The sequence below is a fragment of the Kitasatospora sp. NPDC056273 genome (assembly GCF_042268845.1).
Taxonomy (GTDB): domain Bacteria; phylum Actinomycetota; class Actinomycetes; order Streptomycetales; family Streptomycetaceae; genus Kitasatospora.
Genome location: NZ_JBHJSJ010000015.1, coordinates 94154 through 108049, shown reverse-complemented (window position 1 = coordinate 108049; position 13896 = coordinate 94154). Strand labels below are relative to the sequence as shown.

General features: G+C 74.0%; 12 protein-coding genes. 4 read left to right on the top strand and 8 right to left on the bottom strand.

Annotated features, from left to right (window positions below; all coding sequences use genetic code 11):
* Positions 1-16: 16 nt before the first annotated feature.
* A complete protein-coding gene (locus ACFCY1_RS16300; protein WP_074003609.1) occupies positions 17-664 on the bottom strand; it encodes a TetR/AcrR family transcriptional regulator in 648 nt (215 codons plus the stop codon).
* A 195-nt stretch (positions 665-859) separates the two neighbouring features.
* On the opposite strand from ACFCY1_RS16300, the gene ACFCY1_RS16295 reads away from it, so the two are divergent.
* Together ACFCY1_RS16295 and mca are read left to right on the top strand one after the other, a co-directional pair.
* Positions 860-2305 (top strand): MDR family MFS transporter, encoded by a 1446-nt coding sequence (locus ACFCY1_RS16295; protein WP_375874980.1) that lies wholly within the window; start codon positions 860-862, stop codon positions 2303-2305.
* Between the two features lie 28 nt (positions 2306-2333).
* Positions 2334-3263 (top strand): mycothiol conjugate amidase Mca, encoded by a 930-nt coding sequence (gene mca, locus ACFCY1_RS16290; RefSeq protein WP_375874979.1) that lies wholly within the window; start codon positions 2334-2336, stop codon positions 3261-3263.
* 113 nt (positions 3264-3376) lie between these two features.
* Here mca and ACFCY1_RS16285 read toward each other — a convergent pair whose 3' ends face one another.
* On the bottom strand, positions 3377-4858 hold the full coding sequence (locus ACFCY1_RS16285) for a PHB depolymerase family esterase (protein WP_375874978.1): 1482 nt from the start codon (positions 4856-4858) through the stop codon (positions 3377-3379).
* Positions 4859-5058: 200 nt separating this feature from the next.
* On the opposite strand from ACFCY1_RS16285, the gene ACFCY1_RS16280 reads away from it, so the two are divergent.
* Entirely contained in the window at positions 5059-5607 is a 549-nt protein-coding gene (locus tag ACFCY1_RS16280) for a PaaI family thioesterase (protein WP_375874977.1), read from the top strand.
* A 177-nt stretch (positions 5608-5784) separates the two neighbouring features.
* On the opposite strand, the gene ACFCY1_RS16275 is transcribed toward ACFCY1_RS16280, so the two are convergent.
* The 3 genes from ACFCY1_RS16275 to ACFCY1_RS16265 form a co-directional block, all read right to left on the bottom strand.
* Entirely contained in the window at positions 5785-6783 is a 999-nt protein-coding gene (locus ACFCY1_RS16275) for a YdcF family protein (protein ID WP_049654556.1), read from the bottom strand.
* A gap of 72 nt (positions 6784-6855) precedes the next feature.
* Positions 6856-7818, bottom strand: a complete 963-nt coding sequence (pip, locus tag ACFCY1_RS16270) for a prolyl aminopeptidase (RefSeq protein ID WP_375874976.1) — start codon at positions 7816-7818, stop codon at positions 6856-6858.
* 130 nt (positions 7819-7948) lie between these two features.
* Positions 7949-8647, bottom strand: coding sequence for a TetR/AcrR family transcriptional regulator (locus ACFCY1_RS16265; protein ID WP_375874975.1), 699 nt, complete (start codon positions 8645-8647; stop codon positions 7949-7951).
* A 124-nt stretch (positions 8648-8771) separates the two neighbouring features.
* Here ACFCY1_RS16265 and ACFCY1_RS16260 point away from each other — a divergent pair, with 124 nt between their 5' ends.
* Complete coding sequence (locus ACFCY1_RS16260) at positions 8772-10337, top strand: MFS transporter (RefSeq protein WP_375874974.1); 1566 nt, start codon at positions 8772-8774, stop codon at positions 10335-10337.
* A 76-nt stretch (positions 10338-10413) separates the two neighbouring features.
* Here the strand turns inward: ACFCY1_RS16260 and ACFCY1_RS16255 are convergent, their stop codons facing one another.
* The 3 genes from ACFCY1_RS16255 to ACFCY1_RS16245 all read right to left on the bottom strand — a co-directional run bounded on the left by ACFCY1_RS16255 (position 10414) and on the right by ACFCY1_RS16245 (position 13853).
* Positions 10414-11235 (bottom strand): lysophospholipid acyltransferase family protein, encoded by an 822-nt coding sequence (locus ACFCY1_RS16255; RefSeq protein WP_375874973.1) that lies wholly within the window; start codon positions 11233-11235, stop codon positions 10414-10416.
* Entirely contained in the window at positions 11232-12068 is an 837-nt protein-coding gene (locus tag ACFCY1_RS16250; protein WP_375874972.1) for a GNAT family N-acetyltransferase, read from the bottom strand. Before ACFCY1_RS16250 ends, ACFCY1_RS16255 begins: the two co-directional genes overlap by 4 nt.
* A 405-nt stretch (positions 12069-12473) precedes the next feature.
* Positions 12474-13853: a serine hydrolase domain-containing protein gene (locus tag ACFCY1_RS16245; protein WP_375874971.1), complete on the bottom strand. Its 1380-nt coding sequence runs from the start codon at positions 13851-13853 to the stop codon at positions 12474-12476.
* Positions 13854-13896: the final 43 nt, after the last annotated feature.

Genomic DNA, 13896 nt, shown 5'->3' with positions numbered 1-13896 from the left:
AGGCCGGGCCCGCGGCCTAGGCCTCCCGTACGGCGAAGCTCCCGAGGGCGCCCTCCAGACGGTCGTAGGCCCGGACCGCCGAGGGGCGGACGGCGGTGGCGATCGCCGCCTGCTCCTCGCCCGCCAGGGTGCGGCGGAACACCTCGGCGAACACCGCGCGGTCGACGGCGGCGAGCAGCGCGGCGGCGACGCGGCACTCGAAGCCGACGGGTCTCTCGTGCACCGCCTCGGCCAGCGCCTCGGCGAGTGCCGTCTCGCCCTGCTCGTGCAGCTCGCGCAGCCGGGCGCCCAGGGCGGGGCTGTCGAAGACGGTGCGGGCGAACTCCGGGCCGGAGAAGCCGAGCCGGGCGTCGTGCCGGTCGAGCCCGGCGAGGCAGTCGCGGCGCAGCGCGGCGAGCGCGGACTCGCCCGGCGCGCGCCCCGCGACGGTCGCGGCGAGCCGGACGACGAGCTCCTCGTGCAGATCGAAGAAGAGGTCCTCCTTGCGCGGGAAGTGGTTGGTGACGGTCATCTTGGCGACGCCAGCGGCGGCCGCGACCTCGGCGATGGTCGTGCGGTCGAAGCCCTGCTCGATGAAGAGTCTGGTCGCGGCGTGCGAGATCGCCTCGCGGGTGCGGCGCTTGTTGAGCTCGCGCAGGCTCGGCGTGGTCGCGTTCTCGGTCATGCCGGGAGCGTAGCGCAGGTTGCTGGGTCGGGTACAGGAATTAGGCTTGACCTAATCAGTGGGTCCGGCCTAAGTTCTTCTCGGGCGGCCGGAGCGGCTGCCCGGGTGAGCGTCCGAGAGTGTGCCGAGCGAGCGTCGGGGTGCCGCACGCGGGTTCGGGGGGCGCTGGCCCGACTGCGACTAGGGGAGGGGCGCATGACGACATCCGTCGCCGCGAAGGACCAGCCGGGAGGAGTCCGGGAGGGGGCACCGGAGCCGATTCCGGCGGGCCTGTGGAAGATGGCCTCGGTGCTCGCGCTGGGGCCGGTGCTCGCGCTGCTGGACAGCACGATCGTCAACGTCGGCATCGACTCCGTCGGCCGCGATCTGCACGGCTCGATCGCGGAGATGCAGTGGGTGGCCACGGGGTACCTGCTGGCGATCTCGCTGACCATGCCGCTCTCGGGTTGGGCCGCCGGCCGCTTCGGGGGGCGGCGGGCGTGGCTCGCCTCGGTCGTCCTGTTCGTGCTCGGATCGGCACTGTGCGGCCTGGCCTGGTCGACGGGCAGTCTGATCGCCTTCCGGGTGCTGCAGGGGATCGGCGGCGGGATGATTCAACCGCTCGGCCAGGCGATCATCATACAAGCGGCCGGGCCGTCCAGGGTCGGGCGGGTAATGGGCACGCTGATGCTCCCGATCAGCCTGGCCCCGGTCCTGGGGCCGATCCTCGGCGGGCTGGTGCTGGAGCACTTCGACTGGCGTTGGATGTTCCTGCTGAACGTGCCGGTCGGGCTGGTGATCCTGCTGCTCGCCGCCCGCTGGCTGCCGACTGACGAGGCGTCGGACATACCGAAGCCCCGGCTGGACGTGACGGGGCTGGTGCTGCTCTCGCCCGGTCTGACCGGGCTGGTCTACGGGCTCTCGACGATCGGTGACGGCGCGACGGCCGGCTGGGTCGCGCTGGTGGTGGGCACGGTGCTGGTGGCGGTCTACGGCTGGCGCGCGCTGCGGGTGGGCCGCAAGGCCGGCCGGGCGCCGCTGATCGACCTGCGGCTGTTCGCCCGGCGCGGGTTCTCCGTGGCGACGGCGAACAGCTTCCTCCAGGGCGCCGCGCTCTACAGCTCGATGTTCCTGGTGCCGCTGTACTACCAGCAGGTGAAGCACGCCGGGGCGGTGGAGGCCGGTCTGCTGCTGGCGCCGCAGGCCCTCGGTACGGCGGTCACCGCCATGCTGGCCGCCCGGATCACCGACCGCTTCGCGCCGCGTCCGCTGATCATGATCGGCATCGCCTGCTCCCTGGTCGGCACGCTCGCGTTCACCCGGCTGGGCAGCGGCTCCGAACCGGCGGCCTGGCTGATCGCCGGCTCGCTGGCGCTGCGCGGCGCGGGCATGGGGCTGATCGCGATCCCCGGCCTGGCGGCGGTGTACGGGAGCGTCGAGAAGGCCCAGGTGCCGGCGGCGGCGGGCGCGGTCAACGTGCTCAACCGGCTCGGCGGGGCGCTCGGCACGGCGGTGCTGACGCTGGCGCTCCAGCAGGCGCAGGGCGGGCACCCCGACCAGCCGGGTGCGGCCTTCGGCGAGACCTTCTGGTGGGTCCTGGCCCTGTCGGCACTCGCCATCGCCCCGGCACTGCTCTACCCGAACACCCGCCCGTCCCGCTGACCGCCGAGCGGCTTCCGACCACCCAAGCATGGAGGTACCCGTGTCCACCCGTCACCCCGGCGCTCTCCGCCTGCTCAGCGTGCACGCGCACCCCGACGACGAGTCCAGCAAGGGCGCGGCCACCCTCGCCCGGTACGCGGCCGAGGGCGTGGACGTCCTGGTCGCCACCTGCACCGGCGGCGAGCGCGGCTCGGTGCTCAACCCGGCCATGGACCGGCCCGAGGTCCGGGCCGACATCGCCCGCGTCCGCCGCGAGGAGATGGCGGCCGCCCGGGAGATCCTCGGTGTGCGCCAGCGGTTCCTCGGCTTCGTCGACTCCGGGATGCCCGGGCCGGGCGAACCGCTCCCGGAGGACTGCTTCGCGGCCCGGCCGGTGGAGCTGGCGGCGGCGCCGCTGGTCGCGCTGATCCGGGAGTTCCGCCCCCAGGTGGTCGTCACCTACGACGAGACCGGCGGGTACCCGCACCCGGACCACGTGATGACCCACCAGGTCACCGTGGCGGCCGTAGAAGCCGCCGCTGACCCGCAGCGCCACCCCGGGCAGGGCGAGCCCTGGCAGGTGTCCAAGCTCTACTACCACCTGGCGCTCTCCCGGCCCTGGTTCCAGGCCCTGCACACGGCCATGACGGAACGCGGAGTCCCCTCGGGGATGGGCGAACTGCTGGCCGGCTGGCCCGACACCCCGCCCGCCCTGGCCACCACCACCCGGATCGCGTGCGCCGAGCAGTTCGCCGTACGGGACGCGGCGATGCTGGCGCACGCCACCCAGGTGCAGCCGGGCGTGGCCTTCATGGCCCACCCGCGGGACATCGAGCGCGAGGTCTGGCCGACGGAGGACTACCACCTCGCCCGGAGTCTGCTGCCGGAGGCCGGTGCGGCGGCCGCGGCGGGCGGGATCGAGACCGACCTGTTCGCCGGGCTCCGGGCGGAGGTGGAGGGGGAGGTGGGGGCGGGATGAGCCTCACGGTCGGTGTGGCGGTGCGGGCCGTTGTGCTGAGGGCCGTCGTGCTGCGGGCCGTTGTGGGGCGGGTGGTCGTGGTGCTGCTCAGTGACGGGCGGGCTGCCGTCCGTTCAGCACTGGCCGTCGGCGAGCACGTAGAAGCCCGGGCCGGTCTGCTTCAGGGTGTGGGTGACGAAGGTGTTCCAGAGCCCCATGCTCTGGCCCGAGCCCAGCGCGAAGGTCAGGCCGCCGCTCTGGGTGGCACGGCCGGCCAGGACCTGGTCGTAGTTGCTGGCGGTGAAGCACTGGGGCGCGCCCCCGCCCGGGGTGGTCGCCGTCACCGCCGCCGAGCGGGCGCCGACCGTGCCCGAGCCGTCGACCGCCGCCACGGTGTAGCCGTACGTGGTGCCGGCCGCGAGTCCGGTGTCGGTGAAGGCCGTGCCGGTCGCGGTGCCGACCTGGCCGCCGTTGCGGAAGACCTGGTAGGAGGCCGCGCCGCTGACGGCCTGCCAGCCGAGGGAGATCGAACCGGCGGTCGCGCTCGCCGTCAGGCCGGTCGGGGCCGGCAGCCCGGGGTCGGTGGGGCCGGAACCGCCGTCCAGCCCCCAGAACTGCGCGGTGTAGTAGCCGGAGCAGATGGTGTCGAGGAAGTAGGCGCCGGTCGCTCCGCACTGGTCGGCCCCGGAGCCCGGGTGGACGGCCAGGCCGTGGCCCATCCCGCTGATCGTGAACACGGCCACCGCGGGCTTTCCGCTCGCGTCGGCGTAGAGCTCCTGGGTGGTGCCGCCGGGGAGGCTCCGGGTGCCGGTCGGTTGGCGGCCGACGCCCTGGACGTTCGTCCACTGGTCCCGCAGCTCGGTCGCGTTCACCGGCCTGACCACGGTGTCGGCCGTGCCCTGCCAGATCGCCACCCTGGGCCACGGTCCGGTGTAACCCGGGTACGCGGCCCGGACCTTGTCGCCCCACTGGGCCGGGGTGAGCCCCTGGTCGGAGTTCTGGCAGCCGGAGGCGGCGGCCTGGGTGGCGGCGCAGTGGGCGGGCAGTCCGGAGTCGATCGCCCCGCCGGCGAACACGTCGGGGTAGTCGGCCAGCAGGTCGGCGGCCATCCCGCCGCCGGCCGAGAGCCCGGTGACGAACACCCGGCGGGCGTCCGAGCCGTACAGGGACTCGGCCTTGGTGACCATCTCGACCACCGACCTGGCCTCGCCGACGCCCCGGGCGGCCTTGCCCGCGTCGAACCAACTGAAGCAGGAGAGGCTGTTGTTGACGCTGCTGGTCTGCGGGAACACCACCGCGAAGCCGTACTGGTCGGCGAACTTGGTCCAGCCCGAGCTGCGGTAGTAGTCGGTGGCGCTCTGGACGCAGCTGTGCAGCGCGACCACCAGAGGAGCGCCGCTGGGCAGCCCGGCGGGGGTGTAGGTGTACATCGCGAGATTGCCCGGATTGGTGCCGAACCCGGTGACCTGCTGGAAGCTGCCGCTCGCGGCTACGGCTGCGGCTGCGGACGGCAGGGTGGAAACCGTGTCGGAGGCCGCGGCCGCGCCGGGTGCGGCGGTACCGAGCGCGAGGACGGCGGCGGTGAACAGCGCCGCGGCGGTGGGGCGCAGGGGCATGGGGACTCCTGGGTGAGGGAGGAGTGGGGGCCGGTCCCGTGCAGCGTGGCGCGCCAGGAGCCCCGGTGCCATGTGGCGGTCATCCGGGGTCCGCCGCCCGGGCATGGCACGGGCCGCCATGGTCCGGCGGCCGCGGCCCCGTACCCGCCGCGCGCCGTAAGGCACTTGAGGCAGGCGGCCGGACCAGGCAGGTTGATCCCATGACCACCGATGAGATCGCCGCCGAAGGCCCGCAGCCCACGAACGGCCCGGAGCGGCGGACCCGGACCCACACCTGGACGCCCGGCCCGCCGATCGCCGAGTTCACCCACCTGAGCGGAGAGGAGATCCTGCTGGAGTGGATCGCCGGGCGGATCCCGGAGCCCTCGATCTGCGGCACCATGGGCTTCCACCTGACCGAGGTGAAGCCGGGGACGGCGGTGTTCCGGGGCGAACCCGGAGACCACCTCCACAACCCGATGAACACCGTGCACGGCGGCTACCTGGCGGCCCTGCTCGACTCGGCCCTCGGCTGCGCCGTGCTGAGCAGGCTGCCGGCCGGGGTGGGATACACCACCACCCAGCTCAACGTCCACATGCTGCGCCCGCTGTTCGCCGACTCCGGGACGCTGCGCTGTGAGGGCGTGGTGCTGCACCTGGGCCGGACGATGGCGACGGCGGAGGCCAGGGTGGTGGGCGCGGAGAACGGCAGGCTCTACGCGCACGCCACCACCACCTGCGCGATCCTGGCTCCCCGCCCGGAGGCCTGACCGCCCGGAGGCCTGACCGCCCGGAGGCCTGACCGAGCGGGTGGCCCGGCCGAGCGGGTGGCCCGGCCGGGTGGTCGCCGTACCCGCCCCGGAAACGGTCGGCCCCGGCCGCTGTGGCGACCGGGGCCCGAACCTGGTACTCGGAGCAGCCGGAGAGGTCAGAGCGGCAGGAGCCGCTCAGAGTGCCCCGAGCAGGCCGCAGAGGGCGATGAGGCCGCAGATGCCGAAGTTGACCAGCTTGTGCGACAGGAAGATCGCGGCGAACTCGCGGATGGTCGCGCTCGGCCAGTAGTAGCGGGCGGTGGGGGAGCCGAAGACGTGGCCGTTGACGCCGGTCTCGCGGGCGAGCAGGGCGGCCCGGAAGGCGTGGAAGTTGTTGGTGACCACGACACAGCGGTAGTCGGGCTTGGCCTGTTCCATGATGGCCTTGCTGAACCGCAGGTTCTCCTCGGTGGTGCGCGAGCGGTCCTCCCGCTCGATGTGCTCGGCGGGGAAGCCGTGTTCGACCAGGTAGTCGGCCATCGCGTGGGACTCCGGCAGCTTCTCGTCCGGCCCCTGGCCGCCGGAGGTGATGAGCACCGGCGGGTTGCCGCGGGCGGCCTGCTTCTCGTACACCTCGCGGCCCCGGTTCAGTCGGCTGGCGAGCAGCGGCGGGACGCGCTCGCCGCCGATCAGTCCGGAGCCGAGCACGACCACGAAGTCCACGTCCTGGCGGGGCCGGTGGCGGCCGTAGAGGAAGGCGTAGCCGATGAAGCAGGTGAAGAGGAAGGAGACGTAGCCGATCACCAGGAGCAGGGTGCCGACCACGATGCCCAGTCGGGCCGAGCGGAGGGCGAGGGCCACGAACAGCATCAGGATGACGGCGACGATGCCCAGACCGGCGAGCAGCGAGAGCAGGTTGGCCGGCCGTCTGCCCTCCTTGCGGATCATGGTCAGGCCGTTGGCGATGAGGAACCAGATCAGGGCCACGGTCCCGACGGTCGGCAGGAGGAAGATCGCCACCATCGCGATCTCCACCACCAGGGTGGGGGCTCTGCGCAGTTCGGCGAGCACGGCGAGGGAGAGCAGTGAGACGGCGATGCCGAGCAGGATGGCGTTGCTGAACTGGCGACGGTCGCGTAGTACCCCGAGTCCGAACAGGACGAAGAACAGGGCGGCTGGGGCATAGGCGATCATGCGCCGTATTCTACGGTTGCCGTAGGGCCGGGCCGTTGGCCGGAACGGCCCGACCCCAGGGCTGCGGAGCGCTCAGGCGAAGCGTTCGATCGCGGCCAGGACTGCCTCCCGCATCCGCGGACTCCCCGTGTGCCCGGACTCGTCGATGACCGTGAGCCGCGCGTCCGGCCAGGCCTTGGCCAGCTGCCAGGCGGTGGCGAGCGGTCCGCCGAGGTCCAGTCGGCCGTGGATCAGCTCGCCGGGGATTCCGGCCAGCCGTCCGGCGTCGCGCAGCAGTTGGCCGTCCGGCAGGAAGGCCTGGTGCGAGAAGTAGTGCGCGGTGATCCGGGTGAAGCCCATCAGCGCCTCGGAGGGGCGGTCGGTGTACGCGTTCGGCTTGCCCAGCGACTCGTGGGAGATGACCGCGTCCTCCCAGGTGGCCCAGGCGTTGGCGGCGGCCCGGCGGACGGACTCGTCGGCGCTGTTGAGCAGCCGGCTGTAGGCGGCGAGCAGTTCGACGGTGTCCCCGTCCCGGTCGGCGGGCGGAAGGAAGTCCCGGAACTCCTCCCAGGGCCCGGGCAGGAAGCGGCCCACGCCCCGGTAGAGCCAGTCGGTCTCCTCGGGGCGGGTCATGGTGACCCCGCAGATCACGATCGCGGAGACCCGTTCCGGGTGCGCCTGCGCGTACGCGAGGATCAGCGTGGAGCCCCACGAGCCGCCGTACAGCAGCCACTTGTCGATGCCGAGGTGCTCGCGCAGCCGCTCCATGTCGGCGATCAGGTGCGCCGTGGTGTTGTGCTCCAGGCTGGTCGACGGGTCGGCGGCGTGCGGCCGGCTGAGCCCGCAGCCGCGCTGGTCGAACTGGACGAGGTGGTAGCGCTCCGGGTCGAAGTACCGTCGGGCGCCCGGGCTGTGGCCGGAGCCGGGCCCGCCGTGCACCACCACGGCCGGCCTGCCGGCCGGGTCGCCGGAGGCGTTCCAGTGGATCAGCTGACCGTCGCCGACGTCCAACAGGCCTTGTGCGTAGGGTTCGTAGAGGGGGTACGGCTCGGGCATCGGTGACTCCTCCGTGGTCGTACGGGCGGGGCCCGGTGAGCCTACCCGGTGCCGGAGGCCGAGGTCCGGCCCGAGGGAGGCGGCGTGGAAGGAGGCCGAGGACCGGGAGGGGCGGCTGCGGGTCCCGGGCTCAGCGCAGGTCCGGCGGCAGCAGGGCCGCGAGGCCGTCGAGGATCCGCTGGACGCCGAACTCGAAGCGGGCGTCCATGTTCGGCTCGGTGAGGTCGTCGGCGAGGTCGACCAGGTTGGGGAAGGTCTCGGCGGGCAGGGCGCGGAACAGGTCTCCGGCGGCGTCGGCGATGTCCCGGCGGCTGGTGCCGAGGACCTCGGAGGCCGAGATCGGCGACTGCTCCTGGAGCACGAAGCCCTGGACGAAGGCGCCGAGCAGGTAGCTGGCCATGGCGGCGTCGGCGTCGGTGAAGCCGGCCGCGCGGAGCCGGTCCAGCTGGTCCTCCATGAGCCCGAGCAGGTTGGGTCCGGGGGCGAGCCGGCCGGCGACGACCTTGGCCGCGTCCCGATTGTCGAGCAGCAGGCGGCGGTAGCGCCAGCAGTACGCGTGGAACTGTTCGCGCCAGTCGCCCTCGCGCGGCGGGGGCTCGGCGGAGCCCATCACCGCGTCGGTGAGCAGGTCGAGGAGTTCCTGCTTGTTGCGGACGTGCCAGTACAGCGAGGCCGCCTTGACGCCGACCTCGGCGGCGACCTTGCGCATGGACAGCCCGGCCAGGCCGTCCCGTTCCAGCACGCGCAGTGCGGCCTGGGCGAGGGCTTCCCTGGTCAGGGCGGGTGTCGCGTCGTCGGTTCCGGGTGTGTCGGTGTGGTTCTGCGGCATGGCTGTGCGGACGCCTCCGGTGGTGCGGTCGATTCCCGCTTGCAATCTAACACCGTTAGGTGCACTCTGTGGCTGTCGCGCCGACCCCTAACACTGTTAGGGGCTCATGATCGGAAGGGAACCCATGGAGAAGTCGAGCGCCCGCCGCAAACGGCTCGCGCTGCTCACGCTCTGCATCGCCATGTTCATGGCCATGCTGGACAACGTCGTCGTCAATGTCGCCCTGCCCCGCATCGGGCAGGAGCTGGACGCCGGGATCAGCGGTCTCCAGTGGGTCGCGGAGGGCTACAGCCTGGTCTACGCCGCACTCGTCCTGACCGGCGGCGCGCTGGGCGACCGCCACGGCCGTACCCGGATGTTCGTGCTGGGGCTCGGCCTGTTCACGCTCGGCTCCGCCGTGGCCGCGCTCGCCGGAACGATCGGCGTCCTGGTCGCGGGCCGGATGGTCCAGGGGGTCGGGGCCGCGCTGCTCACCCCCGGCAGCCTGACCCTGCTGGGGCACGTGTTCACCGACGAGCGCGAGCGGGCCAAGGCGATCGGCGTGTGGTCCGGGGTGTCCGCGATCGGCCTCTCGATCGGCCCGGTGATCGGCGGCCCGCTGGTCGAACACTTCGGCTGGGCCAGCGTGTTCTGGATCAACGTGCCGATCGGCGTGGCTGGCGTCCTGCTCGCCGCCAAGGTCCTCCCGGAGATCCCGCCGCGCGCCCGGCGGATCGACTTCGGCGGGTTCGCGCTCTCGGCGGCGGGCCTCGGCCTGCTCGTCTACGCCTTGATCGAGGGCCCCACGCGAGGCTGGACCGACCCCCGGGTGACCGGCTGCGGCGCTGCCGCCGCCGTCCTGCTGGCCGCCTTCCTGCTGCTCGAACTGCGCCTGGCCGAGCCGATGCTGGAGCTGCGGCTGTTCCGGGACGGCGCGTTGAGCGGCGCGCTGCTCAGCGGGTTCATGGTGAGCTTCGGGATGTTCGGGGCGCTGTTCTTCCTGCCGCTGATGATGCAGGGCGTGCTCGGCTGGTCCCCGTCCGGCGCGGGGTACGCCGGGCTGGCGATGACCGCGATGCTGGTGGTCGCCGGGCCGCTGTCCGGCCGGTTCGCCGCCCGGTACGGCCCCCGGCCGCCGATGGTGCTGGGCCTCGCGCTGTGCGCGCTCGGTCTCGGCGGGCTGTCACTGTACGGCGACCACGCCCGCTACCCGGAGTACCTGTGGACGCTGTTCACGATGGGCTTCGGCATGGGGCTGACCTTCACCCCGGTCTCGGTCGCGGTGCTCCAGCGGGTCGCCCCGGCGCAGACCGGGATGGCCTCGGCGACCGTCAACACCCTGCGCGAGCTCGGCGGCGTGCTCGGGATCGCGGTGCTCGGCGCCGTCCTGACCAACCGGATGACCGACGGGCTGACCTCGGCCCTGCACCGGCTCGGCGTCCCGCCGGAGGCCGTCGGCCCGATCGCGGACGCGCCGACCGGCGCGGCCCACGGCGGTGGCGGCGCGGCCGGCGCACTGCCCGAGCCGGTGCGCCAGGCGGTGGACGGGGCCTTCGTCGACGGCATCCACCTCGCGCTGCGCTGCGGCTCGGCCGCGCTCGCCGTCACCGCGGTCCTGGTCGCCGTCCTGGTCGGCCGGGCCCGCCCGCTCGCCCCGGCGGCCTCCGAAGAGCCGCGGCCGGAGGACCTGGCCGGGGCGGGCGTCGCCTGAGCCGCCGGGACCGACCGGTGAGGTGCTGTCAGGAGGTCGCGGGAGGTTGCGCGTGGTCACAGGAGGTCGCGCGAGGTCAGCGGATCCCTTCCACCGCCGCCTGCGCCGTGCGGGCCAGCTCGCGCCGGGCGCCCGCCCGGCCGGGCCGGGGCCCGGGCGGCGGTATCGGCGGCAGGAAGGTCACGTCGGCGACCAGCCCGCGGGCCGCGACCACCCGGGCGAGCGAGGTGAACAGCCCGTCGTCCCCGATGAAGGCGGGCACGCTGGTCGGCCGCCCGTCCGCCAGCCGGTAGCGGATCGTCACCGGCTGGACGTCGGCACCCGCCTCCACCGCCGCCTGGAACAGCGCGGGCCGGAACCGGCCGCTCTCCCGCCCGCACCAGGTCGACCCCTCCGGGAAGACGATCACCGGGTGGCCGGAGCGCAGCACCTCGGCCACCGTCGCGACGGTGTCCGGCAGCGTCCGCAGCCGGTCGCGGTCCAGGAAGACGGTGCCGCCCAAGGCGATCAGCGGTCCGAGCACCGGCCACCGGCGGACCTCGGTCTTGGCCAGCGACCGGCCCGGCCGCCCGGCGGCGAGCAGCGGTATGTCCAGCCAGGACACGTGGTTGGCCACCACCAGCACCCCGCCGTCCGCGCCGGGCCCCCAGCCGTCGGGCCCGGCGAGGTGGACCGTCACCCCGAGGGTGCGCAGCACGACCCGGGCCCAGAGCCGGGCCAGCCGGTTCCGGGCGCGGTCCGGGAGCAGCCGGACCGGCGGGAGGAGCACGACCCCGGCCAGCACCGCCGCCAGACAGGCCGTCAGCCGCAGCGCCCGCCGGGGGTGGGAGACCCTCGGCGGGACGTCGGCCAGGCAGGTCTCGGGCCGGCAGGTCGCGGTGGGCAGCCAGACGCTCACGACGAGGAGCCCGAGGCGGGTCCGCCGGACAGGAAGTGCCGCAGGTAGCGCGGGTCGGTGCGCTCCAGCGACAGCAGCACGTACAGGTCGGCGCAGTCGAAGTCCGGGTCGTACGCGGGCGCGCCGCAGACCCAGGCGCCGAGCCGCAGGTAGCCGCGGAGCAGGGCCGGCAGCGCGCCCCGCTCGGCGCGCGCCACCCCGGTGGCGTCCCAGGGACGGTGCGGGGTGACCCGGTACTCCTCGGGCGCCAGGTGCTTGGCGCTGACGGTGTCCCAGACCCGGGCCGCGGTGGCGCCGCCGTCCGCCAGCTCGATCGAGCAGCAGCCGCCGACCCAGGTGTTGCCGGTGTCGGCCAGGTAGCGCGCGATGCCTCCCCACATCAGGTTGATGACGGCGCCGTTGCCCCGGTGGTCCGGGTGGATGCAGGAGCGCCCGAGCTCGACCAGGCCGGGGCGGACCGGCGCGAGCGCGGAGAGGTCGAACTCGCCGTCGGAGTACAGCCGTCCGGCCCGGCGCGCGGCCTCGGGGCGCAGCAGCCGGTAGGTGCCGACGACGGTTCCCCGCTCGCCCTCGCGGACCAGCAGGTGGTCGCAGAACTCGTCGAAGGGGTCGACGTCCAGGCCCGCGACCGGGCTGTGCAGTTCGGCGCCCAGCTCGGTGCCGAAGACCTGGTGGCGCAGCCGCTGGGCGGCGCGCACGTCGTCCTCGTCGCGGGCGAGGGAGACGGTGTACGAGGCCGGGGCGGCGGGCCGGTGGGGGCGGGGCGCGGGGACCGCCGGGGCGTCGTGGGTGGTGGTGACTGCGGACGGAGCGTACGTGGGGACGGTGGTCATGGCGGACCCTCCAGGGCAGCACGATCGGCGGTGCCGTGGATCGCCAGGGCACCGTCCCGGTCCGCAGGCGGTTGGGCATGGACGCGAACCGGTCCCCGTGTTTCTCTCCGAATCGGTTGGCATTCATGTTGCGGCCCGGAGGACCGCAGATGTGCACCTGTTGAATGGCACCACCCGTGGCCCGGCGGTCATCTGCCCGGCACCGGGCGCTCGTTCGCGGGGGGTGGACAACACGCACCACGGGGGCGTACGGCCGCACCGCACGCCCCCGTTGTCGCGACCCCGCGGTCGTCACGCGGCTGCTGTCACGCCGCTGTCGTCACGATCGCGCCGTCACGCCGCTCGCGTCACGTCGCCGTCGTGACGATCCGACGTACCGCTGTCGTGAGGAGAGCGGCGCGCCGCTCAGAACGTCCGCCAGCCCTCCGGGTCGACCCCGCCCGGGACGGCGCCGGCCGGGCCGTACGGCTCGCGGGTGTAGACGAAGGAGCCGACGTCGAGGTGGCTGACCGTGCCGTCGGGGTGGCGGACCACCCGCAGGGTCTCGCCCGCGTAGTAGTTCTCCACACCGGTCCAGGTGCCGTCCGCCTCGGGCCGGAAGCGCGAGCCGCGGCCGCGGCCGGTGAGCGGGGTGAGCTCCAGCACCCGCCCGGGCCGCAGCCGCAGGGCGGCCGGCGCGGCGCCCCAGTACCAGGGGCCGGTGAGCTCCAGCAGCTCCGCGTCCACCTCGGCGAGCGGGCGCCACGGTTCGGGCAGCCGGGGCTCCAGTTCGGCGGTGAGCGCGATCAACTCGGCGGCCAGCGACGCGGCGCTGGCACCGCTGGTGGCGTTGGAGAGGGCGTACGCGGCCAGGCCGTCGGCCTCGCTGATCCACAGGCCCGCGGTGAAGCCGGGCATCGAGCCGGTGTGCCCGTACAGCAGCCGGCCCTCGTCGCGGCGCAGTTGCAGGCCGAGGCCGTAGCCGCTGGTCCACTCGGCGTCGTCCGGGGCGATGGCCGGGCGGCGCATCTCGGCGACGGTGTCGGCGGACAGCACCCTGTCGTCGCCGGCCGTCAGGAAGGCCGCCCAGCGGGCCAGGTCGGCGATGGTGGACCAGAGTTGGCCGGCCGGCGCCATCAGCCCGGTGTCGGTGAGCGGCTCGGGCAGCATGACGTCGGCCCAGGGGTGGACGGCGAAGCCCCCGGCGTGCGGGTGCTCGGGCAGCAGCGTGGTGCGGTCCATGCCGAGCGGGGCCAGCACCTCGCGGCGCAGCACCTCGCCCCAGGGCTCGCCGCGCAGCTTCGCGACCAGGGCGCCGAGCAGCGCGTAGCCGGGGTTGGAGTAGTGGTGCACCCGCCCGGCGGGGTGCTTCAGCGGCCGGTCGGCCTCCAGGACGTCGTCGAGGCCGGGGCGCAGCGAGCCCTCGGTCCGCTCCCACCACGGGCCGGGGGTCTCGGCGGTCAGGCCGGAGGAGTGCGCGAGCAGTTGGGCGACGGTCGCGTCGTCGGCGGGGGTGCCGGGCAGGTGGCGGGAGAGCGGGTCGGCGAGGTCGAGCAGGCCCTCGTCGCGCAGCCGCATCACCAGCACGGCGACGAAGGTCTTGGTGAGCGAGCCGATCCGGTACTGGACGTCCGGGGTCGGCGCGTGCCCGTCGACCATGCTGCGGGCGCCGCTCCACACCGGCCGCCCGTCGCGCAGCACCCCGGCGACCATCGAGGGCGTGCGCCCCTCGGCCTGGGCGACGGCGAGCCGGTGCAGCAGGGCTCGGCGGGTGGCGGGCAGCAGCTCGGAGGGGAGGTCGGTCATGTGGGCTTCTGGACTCATCGACATGTGCACGGACAGTAGTCCA